The organism is Mesorhizobium sp. M1322 (assembly GCF_040318085.1).
Taxonomy (GTDB): Bacteria; Pseudomonadota; Alphaproteobacteria; order Rhizobiales; family Rhizobiaceae; genus Mesorhizobium.
Genome location: NZ_JAMYLP010000021.1, coordinates 37,012 through 53,790, shown reverse-complemented (window position 1 = coordinate 53,790; position 16,779 = coordinate 37,012). Strand labels below are relative to the sequence as shown.

General features: G+C 61.6%; 18 protein-coding genes and 1 tRNA gene. 7 read left to right on the top strand and 12 right to left on the bottom strand.

Annotated features, from left to right (window positions below):
- Positions 1 to 333 precede the first annotated feature (333 nt).
- Genes NKH12_RS11030 through NKH12_RS11020 form a run of 3 tightly spaced genes read right to left on the bottom strand, consistent with a single transcriptional unit; the run spans position 334 to position 3,046 of the window.
- Positions 334 to 1,227, bottom strand: a complete 894-nt coding sequence (locus NKH12_RS11030; protein ID WP_352953134.1) for an HlyC/CorC family transporter — start codon at positions 1,225 to 1,227, stop codon at positions 334 to 336.
- Positions 1,224 to 2,444: a 3-dehydroquinate synthase gene (gene aroB, locus NKH12_RS11025; protein ID WP_352953133.1), complete on the bottom strand. Its 1,221-nt coding sequence runs from the start codon at positions 2,442 to 2,444 to the stop codon at positions 1,224 to 1,226. The genes NKH12_RS11030 and aroB overlap by 4 nt, the downstream gene beginning before the upstream one ends.
- The gene (locus NKH12_RS11020) at positions 2,441 to 3,046 is read right to left on the bottom strand and encodes a shikimate kinase (protein ID WP_352953132.1); all 606 of its coding nucleotides are present in this window, start codon (positions 3,044 to 3,046) and stop codon (positions 2,441 to 2,443) included. The genes aroB and NKH12_RS11020 overlap by 4 nt, the downstream gene beginning before the upstream one ends.
- Positions 3,047 to 3,321: 275 nt before the next feature.
- On the opposite strand from NKH12_RS11020, the gene NKH12_RS11015 reads away from it, so the two are divergent.
- The 5 genes from NKH12_RS11015 (at position 3,322) to NKH12_RS10995 (ending at position 7,359) form a co-directional block, all read left to right on the top strand.
- Positions 3,322 to 3,474, top strand: a complete 153-nt coding sequence (locus NKH12_RS11015; protein WP_095493454.1) for a histidine kinase — start codon at positions 3,322 to 3,324, stop codon at positions 3,472 to 3,474.
- 29 nt (positions 3,475 to 3,503) lie between these two features.
- Positions 3,504 to 4,421, top strand: coding sequence for a site-specific tyrosine recombinase XerD (locus NKH12_RS11010; RefSeq protein ID WP_352953131.1), 918 nt, complete (start codon positions 3,504 to 3,506; stop codon positions 4,419 to 4,421).
- Between the two features lie 99 nt (positions 4,422 to 4,520).
- Positions 4,521 to 5,471 (top strand): acetyl-CoA carboxylase carboxyltransferase subunit alpha, encoded by a 951-nt coding sequence (locus NKH12_RS11005; RefSeq protein WP_352953130.1) that lies wholly within the window; start codon positions 4,521 to 4,523, stop codon positions 5,469 to 5,471.
- 308 nt (positions 5,472 to 5,779) lie between these two features.
- Entirely contained in the window at positions 5,780 to 7,072 is a 1,293-nt protein-coding gene (locus NKH12_RS11000; protein ID WP_352953129.1) for a L,D-transpeptidase family protein, read from the top strand.
- 5 nt (positions 7,073 to 7,077) lie between these two features.
- On the top strand, positions 7,078 to 7,359 hold the full coding sequence (locus NKH12_RS10995; RefSeq protein ID WP_352953128.1) for a sulfurtransferase TusA family protein: 282 nt from the start codon (positions 7,078 to 7,080) through the stop codon (positions 7,357 to 7,359).
- A gap of 173 nt (positions 7,360 to 7,532) precedes the next feature.
- Here NKH12_RS10995 and NKH12_RS10990 read toward each other — a convergent pair whose 3' ends face one another.
- Together NKH12_RS10990 and NKH12_RS10985 are read right to left on the bottom strand one after the other, a co-directional pair.
- Complete coding sequence (locus tag NKH12_RS10990; RefSeq protein ID WP_352953127.1) at positions 7,533 to 8,633, bottom strand: CobW family GTP-binding protein; 1,101 nt, start codon at positions 8,631 to 8,633, stop codon at positions 7,533 to 7,535.
- 4 nt (positions 8,634 to 8,637) lie between these two features.
- A complete protein-coding gene (locus tag NKH12_RS10985; RefSeq protein WP_352953126.1) occupies positions 8,638 to 9,801 on the bottom strand; it encodes a D-alanyl-D-alanine carboxypeptidase family protein in 1,164 nt (387 codons plus the stop codon).
- 230 nt (positions 9,802 to 10,031) lie between these two features.
- Between NKH12_RS10985 and NKH12_RS10980 the strand changes: the two genes are divergently transcribed.
- Positions 10,032 to 11,195 (top strand): M20 aminoacylase family protein, encoded by a 1,164-nt coding sequence (locus NKH12_RS10980; protein ID WP_352953125.1) that lies wholly within the window; start codon positions 10,032 to 10,034, stop codon positions 11,193 to 11,195.
- 149 nt (positions 11,196 to 11,344) lie between these two features.
- Here NKH12_RS10980 and NKH12_RS10975 read toward each other — a convergent pair whose 3' ends face one another.
- Positions 11,345 to 11,644: a hypothetical protein gene (locus NKH12_RS10975; RefSeq protein ID WP_352953124.1), complete on the bottom strand. Its 300-nt coding sequence runs from the start codon at positions 11,642 to 11,644 to the stop codon at positions 11,345 to 11,347.
- A gap of 150 nt (positions 11,645 to 11,794) precedes the next feature.
- Between NKH12_RS10975 and NKH12_RS10970 the strand changes: the two genes are divergently transcribed.
- Positions 11,795 to 11,871, top strand: a tRNA-Arg gene (locus tag NKH12_RS10970).
- A gap of 181 nt (positions 11,872 to 12,052) precedes the next feature.
- Here NKH12_RS10970 and NKH12_RS10965 read toward each other — a convergent pair.
- The 6 genes from NKH12_RS10965 to NKH12_RS10940 form a co-directional block, all read right to left on the bottom strand.
- Positions 12,053 to 13,084: a phosphatase PAP2 family protein gene (locus tag NKH12_RS10965; RefSeq protein WP_352953123.1), complete on the bottom strand. Its 1,032-nt coding sequence runs from the start codon at positions 13,082 to 13,084 to the stop codon at positions 12,053 to 12,055.
- 19 nt (positions 13,085 to 13,103) lie between these two features.
- Positions 13,104 to 13,745 (bottom strand): methyltransferase family protein, encoded by a 642-nt coding sequence (locus tag NKH12_RS10960; protein WP_352953122.1) that lies wholly within the window; start codon positions 13,743 to 13,745, stop codon positions 13,104 to 13,106.
- A 19-nt stretch (positions 13,746 to 13,764) separates the two neighbouring features.
- The gene (locus tag NKH12_RS10955; RefSeq protein ID WP_352953121.1) at positions 13,765 to 14,562 is read right to left on the bottom strand and encodes a sterol desaturase family protein; all 798 of its coding nucleotides are present in this window, start codon (positions 14,560 to 14,562) and stop codon (positions 13,765 to 13,767) included.
- A 105-nt stretch (positions 14,563 to 14,667) separates the two neighbouring features.
- A complete protein-coding gene (locus NKH12_RS10950; protein ID WP_352953120.1) occupies positions 14,668 to 15,192 on the bottom strand; it encodes a prepilin peptidase in 525 nt (174 codons plus the stop codon).
- A gap of 8 nt (positions 15,193 to 15,200) precedes the next feature.
- Positions 15,201 to 15,746 carry a tetratricopeptide repeat protein gene (locus NKH12_RS10945; RefSeq protein ID WP_502910776.1) on the bottom strand — a complete coding sequence of 182 codons (546 nt, stop codon included), beginning with the start codon at positions 15,744 to 15,746 and terminating at the stop codon, positions 15,201 to 15,203.
- Between the two features lie 73 nt (positions 15,747 to 15,819).
- On the bottom strand, positions 15,820 to 16,770 hold the full coding sequence (locus NKH12_RS10940; protein WP_352953154.1) for a type II secretion system F family protein: 951 nt from the start codon (positions 16,768 to 16,770) through the stop codon (positions 15,820 to 15,822).
- Between the last annotated feature and the right edge of the window lie 9 nt (positions 16,771 to 16,779).

Here is a 16,779-nt window from a genome sequence, read left to right as displayed (position 1 = left end):
CCTGGCGGGGTCCGTAATCGAAGCTTTGCGGAGATGGCGAAAGCCGGCGCGACGCCGCCGAAGCGCTGGCCGGCAACAATGCCATCGACATCAAAAGCAGGGTTCGCCGATCGATCACCGTCATCTCCAGACAGCCCAGTCGAAAGTGCATGCCGGCGCGGCGAGCGTCCAGTCAAGGATTGGTTAGCCGCGACAGAACCTACCAGAACTAATGCATGTCGCCCAAAAGCATGCCCTCGGGCCTGACCCGAGGCTGCGCCGGTTTTGGGACAACGAGATGCATAAAAAACAAGAATTTAAAGCGCGTTACATGAATCTTTCAGTCGCAGCGCTTTAAATGTCGCCAGCCGGTCTGATCCTCAGCCTTGCGATCCGGTTCTTGTCGCGCTTCATGACGACGAAGCGCTTGCCGTGAAAGGTGAAAGCCTGCTTCTCGTCCGGGATCAATTGTGTCTCGTGGATGACGAGACCGGCAATGGTGGTGGCTTCTTCGTCCGGCAGGTTCCAGTCGAGCGCCCGGTTCAGGTCGCGGATCGACACGGTGCCGTCGACGACGACGGAGCCGTCGGCTTCCTGCTTGACGCCCTGCATATCGATATCATGCTCGTCGGCGATCTCGCCGACGATCTCCTCGATGATGTCCTCCAGCGTCACCAGCCCCTCGACCTCGCCATACTCGTCGACGACGACAGCGAAATGCGCCTTGCGGCGCAGGAACGCGTTGAGCTGTTCCTGCAGCGTCGTGGTATCAGGCACGAACCACGGTTTTGAAGCGATCTTCATCACGTCGATCTTGGAAAAGTCGTTGCCGACATCGTTCAGCGCGCGCAGCAGGTCCTTGGCATGCAGCACGCCGACGATGTTGTCGAGCGAGCCCTTCCACAGGGGCATGCGGGTATGCGGGCTCTGCAGGATCTCGCGCACCACCGCTTCCGGCGGATTGTCGGCATTGACCGAGCGCATGTTGGTGCGGTGGACCATGACGTCGGACACTTCGAGTTCGTCGAGATCGGACAGGCGGCCGATGCGGGCGCGATCCACGGGCACCACCTGGCCGTCGCGCCGAGAATCGTCGACGGCACCGCGCGATTCATCGTGATTCGAATGCTTCGGCCCGCTGCGCTGCAGTTCATAGCCGAAGGCGGCGAGCAGGCGCACCCGAAAGGCGAACGCGAGCAGGCCGAGCCCGGCAAGGACAGCAGCGACGATCCAGCCGGCCTCGTTCATCCCGGTCGGCTCTTCGGCTGACCCGGGCTGCCTTTCGGCTGACCCGGGCGGCTTTGCTGACCCGGGCGGCTTTCCTGCCGACCCGGGCGGCTTTGCTGACCCGGATGGTTCTCCCTCAGGAACGACAGCACTTCCGACGCCGGCACATCCCTGGCCACGAAGGCCTGGCCGATGCCGCGCGTCAGGATGAAGGTCAGCGCGCCGCGCGACACCTTCTTGTCCTGGGTGATGAAGGCGAGCAGCGCCTCGGCATCAGGCAATTCACCCGGAATGTCGGCCATGTGCCAGGGCAGGCCAACGGCGCGAAGATGCGCCTCGACGCGCGCCGCATCGTCGGGACTTGCCAGATTGAGGCGTGACGAGAAGCGATAGGCCAGCGCCATGCCGATGGCGACCCCCTCGCCGTGTACGAGCCGGGCGCCGTCATATTGGGTGGCGGCCTCGAGCGCATGGCCGAACGTGTGGCCGAGATTGAGCAGCGCGCGGTCGCCGGTCTCGAATTCGTCGCGGGCGACGACATCGGCCTTGGCGCGGCAGGCTTCGGCGATTGCCTCGGCCCGCTCCGGGCTGCCGGCGAACACTTGGCCCCAGTTTTCCTCAAGCCAGGCGAAGAAGTCGGGACGGTCGATGAGCCCGTATTTGGCGAGTTCGGCGTAACCCGCCCTGAATTCCCGGATCGGCAGCGTGTCGAGCACTCCGGTGTCGGCCAGCACCAGTTTCGGCTGATGGAAGACGCCGACGAGGTTCTTGCCGCGCGCACTGTTGATGCCGGTCTTGCCGCCGACCGAGGAATCGACCTGCGCCAGTAGCGAAGTCGGGATCTGCACGAAATTCATGCCGCGGCGCACGATTCCGGCGGCAAATCCGGCCAGATCGCCGATGACACCGCCGCCGAGCGCGATGACGACATCGCCGCGCTCAAGCCTGGCTGCGAGCACGCAGTCCACCACCTCTTCGAGATGCGCGAAACTCTTGGTCTTTTCCCCAGCCGGCAGCGTGATGACGGCTGGCTGGATGCCGCCCTTTTCGAGGCCGGCCTTCAACGTATCGAGGTGTGCTGCGGCGACATTGACGTCGGTGACCACCGCGGCGCGTGTGCCGGGCAGGCGGCGCGAAATCTCGCTGCCAGCGCGCAAAAGCAGGCCGGAGCCGATCAATATCGCATAGGCACGATCGCCGAGCCCGACTTCGACGGTGACTGTCGCATTGATGCTCACGAGCGCACCTCGCCTGTCGCGGACGCGACACCGAAATACCCGCAAAGCGCGTTCACCACCTCGGCCGCGATGACCTCCTTGCGATCGTCGCGGGTCGGCACGGTGACATCGGCGGCTGCGTAGACCGGATAGCGCTCGGCCATCAACCGCTCGATCACGGCGCGGGGATCGGCGCTTTTCAGGAGCGGCCGGTTTTGCTTTTTGGAAACGCGGTCCATCAAGAGCTCGATCTCGGCCTTCAGCCATACCGACACGCCATGGCCGGCAATCGCCTCCCGCGTCTGCGTGCTCATGAAGGCGCCGCCGCCCGTCGACAGCACCTGCGGGCCGTGTTCCAGCACGCGCAGGATGACGCGCTGCTCCAGCGCCCGGAACTCGGGCTCGCCATAGCGTTCGAACAGTTCCGGGACGCTCATGCGCGACACGCTTTCGATCTCCTGATCACTGTCGATGAAAGGCAGTCCCAGCATCCCCGCCACCTTGCGGCCGATCGCCGTCTTGCCAGCGCCCATAAGGCCGACAAAGACGATGGAACGGCTGCCCAGCCGGCCGAGCAGCGCGGCATGGCTCTCATCGGGAGGATTTGCTGGTAGTGCGTTCATGACACCATGATGTTTCTAAGCAGGTTCCGCAAAAGTGTCCCACGGTTTTGCGACAGAACCTGCGACAAGCCAAAGAATCTAAGCAGGCATTCGTGGGCCCAGCCCACGAATGCCTGCTTAGGCCCTCTTTGCCGGCGTATCGACATCAAAAGCCTGATTGCGTCAAGCGTGGCGCGGTCGCGCGTCGTCCGAGCTTAGTCCTTGAATTGGCCGGATTGGCGTCTCATAAGGGCACAGGGTTTGGAAACGCAGAACAAGAAGACGGGCGAAAATTGATGCCGACACTGTTCCGCTTTGTCGTGACGCTCACGATTCTGGCCGGCATTGTCTATGGCGCGATGTTCGCTCTGGCGATGTTCGTCGAGCCGAGAAAGGCCGAAATGAGCGTGCGCATTCCACCCGAAAAGCTGAATCCCCAGAAAAACTGAAGAATCAAGAAAAACTGACCCAAGAGATAATGAACAGCGCGGCCCGCATCGAAGCCTTTCTGGAAATGATGAGCGCCGAGCGCGGCGCTGCCGAAAACACGCTTTCCAGCTATCGCCGCGACCTCGAAGACGCTTCGGCCGAGATCGACGGCGGGCTCGCAGGTGCCGCCGCCGCCAATATTCGCGCCTATCTCGACGATATCGCCGCGCGCGGCTTTGCTGCCACCTCGCAGGCACGCAAACTGTCGGCGATCCGCCAGTTCTTCAAGTTCCTCTATGCTGAAGGCCTGCGCGGCGACGACCCGACCGGAACCTTGGACAGTCCGAAGAAAGGCCGGCCGCTGCCGAAGACGATGAGCGAGGCCGACACCGGCCGTCTGATCGACCGTGCGGCGCAGGAGGCAGCTGACGCCTCGCTGAACGATGGCGACAGCCTGGCGGCGCTGCGCCTGCACGCGCTGGTCGAGGTGCTCTACGCCACCGGCCTGCGTGTTTCCGAACTGGTCGGCCTGCCGGTGACGGTGGCGCTGCGCGACGATCGTTTCTTCATGGTGCGCGGCAAGGGCGACAAGGAACGTATGGTTCCGCTGTCGGCAAAGGCGCGCACTGCGATGCGGGTCTGGCTGGCTGCCCGGGCAACGGTGCCGGCTTTCGCAGATAGCCCATTCCTGTTTCCGGCAGCAAGCGACAGCGGCTATCTCTCCAGGCAGGTCTTCGCCCGCGACCTGAAGGGCCTTGCCGCGCGCGCCGGCATCGCTTCGGCGAAAATCTCGCCGCATGTGTTGCGCCATGCTTTCGCCAGCCATCTCCTGCAGAACGGCGCCGATCTCAGGGCCGTGCAGCAGTTGCTTGGCCATGCCGATATTTCAACGACGCAGATTTACACGCATGTGCTGGAGGAGCGGCTGGTGCGGTTGGTCAACGATCATCACCCGCTTGCCGACTAGACGTCATATCGCTATGTGAGGACGACGTTCCACCGCCCGGAGCCTCTATTTCCCAGGTTCCGTCAGTCATTGCCTCCCGGCTTATCGGTCCGCTCAAGAATGTACAATTACCTCGATTTCGAAAAGCCGGTCGCCGATCTCGAAGGCAAGATCCTCGAGCTGAAGAAGCTCGCGGAGAATGGCGAGGCGGTCGATGTCGGCGATGAGATCAGCCGTCTCGAGAAGCGCGTGCGCGACGCATTGCGCGACACTTATAGGGCGCTGGCCCCGTGGCAGAAGGTGCAGGTGGCGCGCCATCCGGACAGGCCGCATTGCGTCGACTACATCAAGGGCCTGTTCAACGATTTCACACCTCTTGCCGGTGACCGCAATTTCGGCGAGGACCAGGCGATCGTCGGCGGCTTCGCCCGCTTCCGCGGCGAGCCGGTCGCGATCATCGGCCAGGAAAAGGGTTCGGACACGGCCAGCCGGCTGAAGCATAATTTCGGCTCGGTGCGGCCGGAGGGCTACCGCAAGGCGGTGCGGCTGATGGAACTCGCCGACCGCTTCAATATCCCGTTGCTGACGCTAGTCGACACGGCCGGCGCCTATCCCGGCGTCAATGCCGAGGAGCGCGGCCAGGCGGAAGCCATCGCCCGCTCGACCTCGGCCTGCCTCGGCCTGAAGGTGCCGTCGATCTCGGTGGTCATCGGCGAAGGCGGCTCAGGCGGTGCCATCGCGATCGCCACCGCCAACCGCGTCTACATGCTCGAACACGCCATCTATTCGGTGATCTCGCCGGAGGGCGCCGCCTCGATCCTGTGGCGCGACACCACCCGCTCGAAGGATGCGGCGACCAATATGAAGATCACCGCCCAGGATCTGCTGGAGCTGAAGATCATCGACGCCATCATTCCCGAACCGCTCGGCGGCGCCCATCGTGGCCCAGAAACGGTGATTGCCGCCACCGGCGACCTCATCGCCAAAACGATGAAGGAGTTCTCCGGCGCCAACACCGATTTTCGCGAGCAGCGCCGCGAGAAATACCTGGCCATGGGCCGAAACCTCTAGACCATGACCCCGAACCGAAGGTCAGCGTAGCAAAACGTGGGAGCCGGTTTTCGGAAAAGGTCATGGTCAAACAAGAAGATTCAGGCCGTCCGATTCAATCGGACGGACCGCGAGATGGGTGTCCGCGCCGCAATGTGGCAAGATTGAGCGCTTCCGCCACAAAAATGCCGCGGCATTCGGTTCAATCAAATTGCTGTAAGGGGATGCGTCCGGCGCTTGCGGTAAGGAATTTTCAAGGTTAACGGGCTTAGGGTTGGGCCTGACGACGCTGATGCCTGCGGTCCGAAAGAAAAGACATAGCCATATCCATGTTTGCCAAGCTTGCCCGCACCGGACTTCTGATTGCCGCGATAGGCGTCGCCGGCTGCAATGATTCTTCAATGAAGGATTTTGCCCCCCACGCCAATAAGCCGCTGCCCGACAAGATCCTGGCCAGCATGAAGGCCAAGGGCATGACCCGCACCTCGCCGGTGATGGCCCGCATCTTCAAGGAAGAGGGCAAGCTCGAAATCTGGAAGGCCAAGACCAACGGCCGCTACGACTTGGTCGCCAGCTACGACATCTGCAAATGGTCGGGCAAGCTCGGCCCCAAATTCACCGAAGGCGACCGCCAGGCGCCGGAAGGCTTCTATACGGTCCGACCGGCGCAGATGAATCCGCGGTCGAGCTATCACCTTGCCTTCAACATCGGCTATCCCAACGCCTACGACCGCGCCAATGGCCGCACCGGTTCCCACTTGATGGTCCATGGCGCCTGCTCGTCGTCGGGTTGCTATTCGATGACCGACGCGCAAATCGAGCAGATCTACGCCTTCGGCCGCGATGCCTTCCAGGGCGGGCAGACCGAGTTCCAGATCCAGGCCTTTCCGTTCCGCATGACCGCCGCCAACATGGCGCGCTATCGCAAAGATCCGAACTACGAATTCTGGAAGATGCTGAAGGTCGGCTACGACAATTTCGAGATCACCAAAGTGCCGCCGAAGGTCGATGTCTGCGAGAAGCGCTATGTCTTCAACCAGGTCGCGGCTGACGGCGCGACCTTCGATCCGGCCGGCGCCTGCCCCACGACGACGCAGCCGGATTCGCTGAAGAGCGCCTTCAATGCCTATCAGAGCACCTACGAAGCGGCTTTCAACGGCGCGGTCAAGGCCAGCGTGCCGGCGCCCAAGCCGACCATCGCCGGCATCAAGGAAGCCAGCATCGTCTCCGAGTGGTCGAAGAAGCGCGCCCGTGGCGAACGTGTGCCGATCGATCCGCCGTCGTTTAACGCCGACGGCTCGGTGACCGAGACGGCGCGCATGGGCCGCATCGATTCGCCGGCGGGCCGAAAAATGGCCGCGCTCGACGCCGAGAAAGCCGCCAAGCAGAAGGCCGAGGAGCAAAGGCTTGCCGCGATAGAGGCAGCCAAGGCCGAGAAAGAGGCGGCCAAGGCTCAGGCTCTGGCCGAGAAGGAAGCTGCCAAGGCCGCCGCAGAAACGCCTGTCGTCACCGCCACCGTAGCGCCATCGGAGGCCGCCCCGGCAGTCGAAACGCAGGCTGCGGACGCCGAAAGCACGGCGACAAGGTTGAAGAAGAAGCTGTTCGGCATGTTCGGCGGCTGAGGTTCATGCTTGAACAAGAAGATGGGGGCCAGGAAGACAGGCCCTCAACCAGCCCCGCCGCCGTCTACGACCTCAAAGGCCTGAACTGTCCGATGCCGGTGCTCAAGGCAAAAAAGCGGTTGGCCACAATGCAGCCGGGCAGCCGCCTGTGGCTCGAAACCACTGACCCCCTCGCCGTCATCGACATTCCCGCCTTCTGCACCGAGAGCGGCCATCATCTGATCGAGACGGCAGCGATATCAGGCGGCCATCGCTTCCTCGTCGAGCGCGGCGGCGGAGCGGGATAATCGCCCCCCTCGAGGGGGAGATGTCGCCGAAGGCGACAGAGGGGGTCGCCGCGCGTAAAGGGCCAACCTTTTCTTTCGTCCTACGGGGCGTCGCGCCAGCCGAGCCGCCCCCCTCTGGCCTGCCGACCCCCTCTGGCCTGCCGGCCATCTCCCCCTCGGGGGGGTCAGCCGCTTCACCGCCCGGCGATGGCCAGCGGGTTGTTTTCCAGCGCTGCGCGGTCCGGTGTGTCGATCGATGGCCGGTTGGTGAAGGCGGCAAACAGCCGGCGGACATAATCTTCCGGCATGTCGAGCGTGATCAGCACCAGCCTTGTGCCGCGTTGACCGTCCGGCCAGGACGGCAGCCGCGCCGGCGGATGCAGGATCTTCTGTACGCCGTGGACGACCAGCGGCCGCGATGGGTCTTCCAGCAATTCGATGATGCCCTTCATGCGCAACAGGCGCTCGCCATGCGCCGATCGCAACAGGTCGAGGAACATCTCGATCGCCGAAAACGGCACCGGCCCGTCATGAACCAACGAGTAGGCGCGTACGCGGGAATCGTGCCGATGATTGTGGTCATGGTCGCCGTGGTCATGATCGCCATGGTGATCATGGGCGGCTTCCTCGCCCAGCCAGCGCCGCACGTCGGCGGACTTGGTGGCCGGGTTGTAGAGGCCGCAATCGAACAGCGCCGCTACATCGGTCCTTCTGTCACCCGCATCGAGCAGCTCGGCACCCGGATTGATCTGCCGCAGCCGGGCCCGCAAGGCCTCGACGTCGCGTGGATCGGTGGCCAGATCGGCTTTCGTCAGCACGATTCGGTCGGCGACGGCCACCTGCTTCACCGCCTCGACATGGGCGTCGAGCGTCGCATTGCCGTTGACCGCGTCGACCAGCGTGATGACGCCGTCGAGCCGGAAGGCATGGACCAGCGCCGGATGCGCCATGATCGACTGCAGCACCGGCGCCGGATCGGCGAGGCCGGTGGTTTCGATGACGACACGGGCAAGCCGGGCGATGCGGCCGGTCTGCAGCCGGTCGACGAGATCGGCCAGCGTGTCGACCAGTTCGCCGCGCACCGTGCAGCAGAGACAGCCGTCGGAAAGCTGGATGATGCCGTCGGAGGCCTGTTCGACCAGGAGATGGTCGATCGCCACCTCGCCGAACTCGTTGATGATGACCGCGGTGTCGGCAAGCGCGGGATCCCTGAGCAGCCGGTTGAGCAGCGTCGTCTTGCCGGCGCCGAGAAAGCCGGTCAGCACCGAGACGGCGATGGGAAAGCCGCTGCTCATCAGGCTAGTTCACGGCCTTGGCGGGCTCCTGGGCCGCGGTGGCGGAACCGATCACTGCCGGCTCGGCGCCGGGCGGCGGCGGCAGGTCGGGCCGCCAGCTCGGCAGCGGCACGTCTGCATATTCGCGGCCCGATGCATCGAGCATCGCCTTCGGCTTCGGCCCGGTGGCGCCGCCAAGGCCGACGGCGACCAATGTCGGCACATGGTCGAGCTTTTTCCGATAAGGAGATTTTGGCGCATTCTTATCGCCGACAGTGACAGCTTCCGACTGCTCCTTAGCCGGCTTCTTCTTGCAAATCTCGTCATTCAGGTCGTTGACCGATGTGGTGTCGCCATAGGAAGGCAGCGCCGCCACCGTCAACCAGCCCGGTGTCGGCGTGGCAAAGCCGTGGTCGAGCAGCCTGGCGACGGTCTCGGCGCGGGTGACGGCCGACTTCTCGCCAAGCACCACCGCCACCAGCGTGCGCCCGTCGCGTGTTGCCGAGCCGATCATGTTGAAGCCCGAGGGACAGACGAAACCGGTCTTCATGCCGTCGGCGCCGGGATAGCGGCCGATCAGAAGATTGTAGTTCGCGATCTGCTTCTTGCCGACGGCCAGGCCCTCGATCGAGAACCATGGGGCATATTGCGGAAATTCCGTGCGGATCGCCATCACCAGCAAGCCGAGGTCGCGCGCCGTCGTATACTGGTCCGGCGAAAACAGCCCGTTCGGGTTGACGAAATGCGTTCCGGTCATGCCGAGCCGGCGCGCCTCGGTATTCATGCGTTCGGCGAAAGCGGCCTGCGAACCGCCGATGTTTTCGCCGACGGCCATGGCGACGTCGTTGGCCGACTTGACCAGCATCATCTTCAGCGCGTTGTCGAGCCGCATGACCGAACCCGGCTTGAAGCCCATCTTGCTCGGCGGCTCGCCGGCGGAACGTTTCGTGACCTTGATCGGCGAATCGAGCTGGACCTCGCCCGCGGCAATCGCACGAAATGCCACATAGGCGGTCATCAGCTTGGTCAGCGAGGCAGGATACCAGCGCTTGAAAGCCTCCTGGTGCTGGAGGATCTTGCCATTCCCGAGGTCGAACACGATCGTCGGATTGGCGAGAGCCGGTCCGGCCAGCACCGGAAGCGCCACGGCGCTCGCCAGCAATAGTTTGAAGAAATGCCTGTACCGCATGGTGGAATCCGAAATCGCCTCTTGCCGCAGTCGCCTCTGGCTCCGTAAGATTTGTTACCCGATCGCCAGCATGGTGATCCGGTCCCTATCCGGATCGCAATCTTGCGGTGCTATTTAGCCTATGTGACGTCAACATGGCAAAGTGCCTGAATGACAATTGTAAAACAGCAGGCACAATTTGCAAAGCAGCAGGCAGAGCCCGTCTGCTCCAACAGCGAGATCGAACCATCATGCCGATCCTGAACCGCGCCGCCGAAATGCAAGACGAGGTCGCCGGCTGGCGCCGCCATCTGCACCAGACGCCAGAGCTGAATTTCGACGTCTTCAAGACCGCCGCCTTCGTCACCGACAAGCTGAACGCCTTCGGTTGCGACGACGTGGTGACCGGGCTCGGCAAGACCGGTGTCGTCGGCATCATCCGCGGCCGCCTGGGCGACGGCACGACCATCGGCCTGCGCGCCGACATGGACGCGCTGCCGCTCAATGAGACCACCGGAAAACCCTACGCCTCGACCGTTCCGGGCAAGATGCACGCCTGCGGCCACGACGGCCACACCGCGATGCTGCTCGGTGCTGCCAAATATCTTGCCGAGACGCGCAATTTCGCCGGCTCCGTTGCTGTGATCTTCCAGCCGGCCGAAGAAGGCGGCGGCGGGGGCAACGAGATGGTCAAGGACGGCATGATGGAGCGCTTCGGCATCTCCAAGGTATTCGGCATGCACAACATGCCGGGCCTGCCGGTCGGGCAATTCGCCATCAAGCCGGGCCCGATCATGGCGGCGACCGCTGAATTCACCATCACCGTCAAGGGCCGGGGCGGGCATGCGGCGATGCCGCACGGCACGATCGACCCGATCGTCATCACCAGCCAGCTCGTCGGCGCTCTGCAGACGATCGCCTCGCGCAGCACCGATCCGGTCGAAGCTGTCGTGGTGTCGGTGACGAAATTCCACGCCGGCGACGCCTACAACGTCATTCCCGAGAGCGCCGAGATAGCCGGCACTGTGCGCACGCTGAAGAAGGAGGTCGCCAGGAAGGCTGAGGAGCGTGTGCGCGCCATCTGCGAGGGCGTGGGCGCGGCCTTCGGCGCAACGATCGAGGTGGATTACAATGCCAATTATCCCGTCACCTTCAACCATCCGGAAGAGACGGTCTTTGCCAGCGACGTCGCCGCTGATGTCGCCGGCGAGGCGCACGTGCATCGCGCCATCCAGCCGGTGATGGGCGGCGAGGATTTTTCCTACATGCTGGAAGCGCGGCCGGGCGCCTTCATCTTCATCGGCAATGGCGACACCGCCGGTCTCCATAATCCGGCCTACGACTTCAACGACGAGGTCATCCCGCACGGCATGAGCTATTGGGTGAAGCTCGCGGAGACGGCGCTGGCCGCCTAATGCGTACAAAGCCTATCCTCGGGCTTGCCCCCGAGGGTACGCAGCCAACGCGACGCCGACACCCACGCTTCTATCAGGGGCGGTCATGTAGGAGGGGAGCCGCACCCGGTGGGAATCTATTCGGAAATCAATCGATGGCGCCTGGACCGCTATGGTCCGCTCTTCGGGTCGTCGACCTTCAGCGCCTCCATGACGGGCGCCAGATCACTCTCTTCGACCGGATCGGCAGCCTGCGGCTCTTTGCCTGCCCTGGCCTTGCTCAGGGCTTCCGCAATAGCCTCTTCAATGTCGCCGATCTCGTCTTCGCGCACCTCGTGACCATAGCCGGCCGCGTCGGCATCTTGTTCGAATTGCTGAGCCAGGACCGCCACGCTCACCTCGCTTTCAGCGGGCATGTTACCGACGTTCTCCTGGAGCCAGGTTTCAAAGAACTCTTTCGTAGCACTCATGCGGCATCTCCTTCGGCACACTAAAGCGCGGCGGTGGTCCGAAGTTCCGCTATGCCCAGCTCATCTTTGCGATCCACCTCGCAACCGGCCGATTGCATCGAGCCTGCCTCTTGGCGAAACGGTCCGAAGCGGCTATGTGTCGGGCCGCGTGGTCCCGTAGCTCAGTAGGATAGAGCGGCAGATTCCTAATCTGTAGGTCACAGGTTCGATTCCTGTCGGGATCACCACGCTTTTCAATAAAGTAGCGCCAAAACATGATCGGGCAGTCCCTGTCGACGCCATCACGATCGGGCACGTCACACAAATCCCCGCCTTCGTCCCGTTTCCTGTCGGGAGCGCCATATTTCAGGCACTTAGGCAGCCCCCGCCGTACTTTTTCTGTGATTTATGCACGGCGAACTTTCCGACTCAGCGGCCCGCTGTTGATCCCACCGCTGATCTCGCGACGCTGTCGGCCTTTCCGCGCTCATAAGCGCCAATCAGTCTCACTGCAAAGATCGAAGCCACGCCAACCATTGCGCCAGCAAGCACATCAATCAGGTGATGCCCGCCCTCGGGAAGGGTGGCGATGATCATCAGAGCATTCAAAACAGCTATCGGCCACATCAGCCAGCGATAGTCGCGAAGCGCATAGACGACTATTATACCGAGAGCTGTATGGTAGGACGGGAAGGTAACCAGTCCGTTGCTTCTGGTCATTATCAGATCGAACGGTTCGCCGGATCGCAGTGCCATCAAAGTCTCGTGATGCCACATGCCTGCCTGGGCGGTGAAATGGTTGAACTGTTCTGCAGTTGGCTTGAAGTACGCATAGGCGCCTTCAGCCGGTACGAGCGTCATTATCGCTCCAGCGAGCACCGATGAGACGGCTAGCATCGCGATGAACTGCAAGCTCCGGTCATTTCTGTTTGTGGCTATATTCAACAGTAGGACAAACGGCACCTGTGGTCCGAGCGCATGGTAGGCAAAGATCAGCACAGGAGCTACCAGCTGGTTATTTGTGACGGAGAGGAACCAAAGCCAATCGAAGCCCATTCGCGCATCGATAGCGGCGAGCACCGGGTCGGCAAGCGGGCGCCCAGTGGCGCTGGCCACATGCATTAGAATAGTCGTGCAGATCAGCAGTGGGACAAAGGCTGCCGCGACAAGCACCAAGCTTCCAAGGAAATCGGATGCCCGGCGAACAAATTGACCTGCCCGCGAGCGATCGTCCCGTAGGCGCCGTGTGACAAGCCACGAAACCAGACCAGCCAAGCAGATGCATAATGCCACTGCTCTAATGTCATGCCAGTTAAGTGGCGAAAAGCGGACGGTCGAATAGGGCAGCCACAGCAGGTCAACAGCCCCAAGTAGGCCCGAAGTGATCAACGTCGCGTAAAGGTAGTTCCTTGCCCCCATAATCCTCACCGCAGTATTGGATGAATTTACCAGTTTGAGCATGTTTGACATGCAACAAAAGCTATCGCGGGTCAGGCGCCGGCAAAGATGCGCCAGCGAAACGAGGCAAGAGCATCGGAACGCGTTGTGCGTATTCATGATATTCGGGAAACGTCGCTCGCAGGACCCTCTCCTCGTTGATTATCCTCCGGTATTGGAAAGCGAGCGCGATCGCGCAGATTGCGACCGTTGCCCATGTCGGATTGCCGAGAAGAATGCCGAGCAGGACGATCGCTTCGCAGGCGTAGAGCGGGTGCCGCACGATTTGATAGGGGCCTGCAGTGACCAGCCGTCTGGCCTGAGCAGCGATGCTGAACGATCTGCCGAGCCTCCATAGGCACCAAACGCAAAACGCGAAGCCGATGATGGTAATCAAATCGGCAGTGAGCTCAATCTGCGGAAGTATCTCGACTCGAGGAACAGCAATCAAAGTTACGGTGGCAAAGCATCCGATCAGCGCCGAGATTCGGGGTTCCAGTCCCTGCGCTGTCTTCAATGGCGGAAGACGCGCCACTGTCGTTGCAACAACGAGAACGAGGAAGCCGAGAGCGGCAACGTCTGCTGCGACCCCGATAATTCGCGCTATTGGCCATTCTGCGCCGCGAAGAGCTATAACCAATGCTCCGGCCTTCAAAGTCGCGCAGACCGTGAAGTAGAGTATCATGGTTGCGCGCCCGATGAAATCACGCGTCGCTGCTGGTGGGAGCTTCATGGATTTTGCCCTTCGGAATAAATGGATAGGCGAGTTGCTCGACGTAAGTTGGTGGAATGGGATCATCGACGCCATAGCGCTCCGGCACAGCTTTGCCAGGCAGGTGCATCGTTCCAAACAGCGCATCGATGAATGAAAGTTGGCCAGCGAAATTCTTGTCATATGCAGCGCGCTCATGAGCGTGATGCCAGTGATGGAACTGAGGTGAGGCGATCAGCCATCGAAGCGGCCCGATGTTCAGCTTGACGTTGGCGTGAAGCAACAGCGCGTGGGCGTGAAAAACGAACGCGAAAAGGGCGATCGACTGACTGCTGAAGCCCAACAAATACACAGGCACAAACGAAGCGCTCTTCGTCAGAATTTGATCAACAGGATGGATCCTGTGCCCTGCCAACCAATCAAGCTCTTCTATGCTGTGATGGATTGCATGAAAGCGCCACAGAAGCGGGACAGCGTGAAAGGCACGGTGCGCGAAGTAAAAGCCAATGTCCGCGATGACTATGATTTCTGTAACCTGGAGCCAAACCGGCTGCGATGACACTGCACTGCCGACATAGTCCGGCACCAGCCGCCCAACCGTGCTCGTTGCCAGTGTAACAGCCGCAATCAGGCCAAGCATTATCGGTACGCCATTGAACACGGCATAGATCAGGTCGTTGAAGAAGGCTTTCCTGAAAATCTTCTGGCTAGGTCGTAGGCCAAATAGGCGTTCGATCGGCACGAAGATCAGAGCCGTAATCAATAGCGCTTTGAGATTTAAAACGTCCATACGGCACCCCGCCGACAAGACCCAATGCAAGCACTTCATCGGTTTTAGCGCAAGCTAATGGTTTCCAGAAGGTTAATCTCGGCTCTGGCAGCCCGGATTTCGGCGCTAAAGCGGTGGCGCACCGAGAGCGTCGAGGCTGTATGCGATCTGGAATGCTATCGTGCAAATCGCCGCTGCTGAAATAGGCACGCCAAACGGCACCACGCCTTTCCTATCCAGATGCTGGACGTAAACGCGAAAGGCGCCTGCCGGCAGCAGGAATGGATTCTTGACAAGCAGTGCCGTGACTAGCGCAAAAACCAGCAGCAGCACGGAAAACACGGTTAGGCCGCTGCCGCCGATCAGGAAAGGCGTGACCGCCATCAGCTTGACATCGCCGGCCCCGATCTTGCGCATGGCCCAGAACGGAAAGAGCGCAACAAACAACAAAAGGCCGGCAAGCGCGCTCAGGCCCATGTCCCACCACGACCCGGATTGCACCGACAGGAGCTGCAGCGAGCCCAAACCCAGGCAAAGCAGCAGCAGCACATTCTGGTTGGATATCTTTTGGGTGGCGAAGTCGAGCCAGGCGATCCTTGCCAGCAAAGGAATGGCTAGCCCTTTCAGCAGCAGCGATGCGGCGAGCAACACGCTATCGCCTATCGCTCGAGATTCTTCACGCTGGACGACAGGAGCTGCAGATTGTTGGCCACGGTCGGATCGTTGGGCGCCAGCTCATAAGCTTTGAGGAAATTGCTGCGCGCGTCCTGCAGCTTGCCGCGCAGCAGGTAGGAATAGCCGACATTGTTGTAATATTCGGGTGTCCCGCCGACCAGCCGGAAGGCTTGGCGATAGGCCAGGTCGGAGAGGTCGAAGCGGCGGATGCGATCGCTAGAGGCGGCCAGGCCCATCCAGGCACCACCATCATTGGGCGCCAGTTGGGTCGCCTTGTAGAACAGGGCGCCGGCATTGCCATAGTTTTCCGCGCGGAACTGGTTCTTGGCTTCGGCGACGGCCTGGTCCGAGGCATAGTATTCGACGTCGCTGACGGTCTTCAGCCCGTCGAAGGCATCGCCAAAGGCTGTCACGTCACCTTTCGAGGGCTCGTTGGTGCGGACGACGCCGCTGGTATCAGCCGTCTGACAGCCGGAAAGCACCATAAGCAGCAGGCTGGCTACGGCTGCGAGGCGCATTGGCCCTGTCATTGCGTCGGCCCTGTCATTATCGTCCCCCAAAAGAGTCCTCCGACTCTGTATTTCGACCAAAGCATATACCTGCCTAGAAGAAAATGCCCTTCATTCGGATAATAACAGGCAGCATGACAACCATCATCACCACTGGAAAGATGCACAGCCCCAATGGGATCATCATCTTGACCGGCAAAGCATTGGCGCGTTCCTCGGCCCGAAGGATTCTCTGTCCACGCATCTCGTCGCTGTAGACGCGCAGGGCTTCGGTCAAACTTGTACCGAGCTCCTCGGATTGCCGGAACAGAACCGCCAGCGCCCGCGCCTCCTCAAGCCCGATACGATCAGACAGTTCGCGCAGCGCCTCGCGCAGCGGCTTGCCGGCGCGCAACTGCAGAGTCATGATCGAAAGCTGAATACCGAGCCATTTATGGGTGCCGGCCAGTTCGTTGCTGACGCGCTCGACGGCCGCCTCAAGGCTCATGCCCGCGTCGGCGCAGGTGATCATCATATCCATGAAATCCGGAAAGCCGCGACGATAGATCTGCTTTTGTCCATTCTCGAACCGGTCGAGCGCGATACTTGGAATCACGATACATCCCAACCCAAGCAAGGCTGAACCTCCAAAGGCGACAAGGCTGGGCAATTGGGGCGGCAAAACCTTGGACAAGAGTGCATAGGTCACAACAAAGCCGACGCAGACTGCGCCGAGCCGCGACAGAGTATAAATCAGCGGCGCGCCTGACTGGTAGAAGCCCGCGCGAAAGAGTTTCGCGTCCAGGGCGCTGGGCTCGTCCCGTTCCTTTTCGATCGATCGAAAATACGCCTCGACTGGCCGCTGTGCCGAGATCCTGGCCAGTTCTTCCTGTCCTACAAGTGAGCGGCGATTGGGAATACCCTCTGCCATCAGGCTCTGCGCAACCAGTTTCCGCGTCTGCAGCGCCGGCATAATGACAAGCGCGCCCAACAGGAACAGCGCCACCGCCGCCAGGAAAACCGCAATGGAGACCAGAAGGCTCAAATCCCCGGTATTCGAAAACAGGTTTATGGC

Bases quoted from the DNA above. Each gene is read 5' to 3' on its own strand.
- NKH12_RS10955 (WP_352953121.1), bottom strand. From the start codon at position 14,562: ATGGACGTTTTAAATCTCAAAGCGCTATTGATTACGGCTCTGATCTTC.
- NKH12_RS11000 (WP_352953129.1), top strand. From the start codon at position 5,780: ATGTTTGCCAAGCTTGCCCGCACCGGACTTCTGATTGCCGCGATAGGC.
- NKH12_RS10990 (WP_352953127.1), bottom strand. From the start codon at position 8,633: ATGAGCAGCGGCTTTCCCATCGCCGTCTCGGTGCTGACCGGCTTTCTC.
- NKH12_RS10965 (WP_352953123.1), bottom strand. From the start codon at position 13,084: ATGCTCAAACTGGTAAATTCATCCAATACTGCGGTGAGGATTATGGGG.
- NKH12_RS11030 (WP_352953134.1), bottom strand. From the start codon at position 1,227: ATGAACGAGGCCGGCTGGATCGTCGCTGCTGTCCTTGCCGGGCTCGGC.
- NKH12_RS11020 (WP_352953132.1), bottom strand. From the start codon at position 3,046: ATGAACGCACTACCAGCAAATCCTCCCGATGAGAGCCATGCCGCGCTG.
- NKH12_RS10985 (WP_352953126.1), bottom strand. From the start codon at position 9,801: ATGCGGTACAGGCATTTCTTCAAACTATTGCTGGCGAGCGCCGTGGCG.
- NKH12_RS10995 (WP_352953128.1), top strand. From the start codon at position 7,078: ATGCTTGAACAAGAAGATGGGGGCCAGGAAGACAGGCCCTCAACCAGC.
- NKH12_RS10975 (WP_352953124.1), bottom strand. From the start codon at position 11,644: ATGAGTGCTACGAAAGAGTTCTTTGAAACCTGGCTCCAGGAGAACGTC.
- NKH12_RS10960 (WP_352953122.1), bottom strand. From the start codon at position 13,745: ATGATACTCTACTTCACGGTCTGCGCGACTTTGAAGGCCGGAGCATTG.
- NKH12_RS11005 (WP_352953130.1), top strand. From the start codon at position 4,521: ATGTACAATTACCTCGATTTCGAAAAGCCGGTCGCCGATCTCGAAGGC.
- NKH12_RS10945 (WP_502910776.1), bottom strand. From the start codon at position 15,746: ATGACAGGGCCAATGCGCCTCGCAGCCGTAGCCAGCCTGCTGCTTATG.
- NKH12_RS10980 (WP_352953125.1), top strand. From the start codon at position 10,032: ATGCCGATCCTGAACCGCGCCGCCGAAATGCAAGACGAGGTCGCCGGC.
- NKH12_RS11015 (WP_095493454.1), top strand. From the start codon at position 3,322: ATGCCGACACTGTTCCGCTTTGTCGTGACGCTCACGATTCTGGCCGGC.
- NKH12_RS11010 (WP_352953131.1), top strand. From the start codon at position 3,504: ATGAACAGCGCGGCCCGCATCGAAGCCTTTCTGGAAATGATGAGCGCC.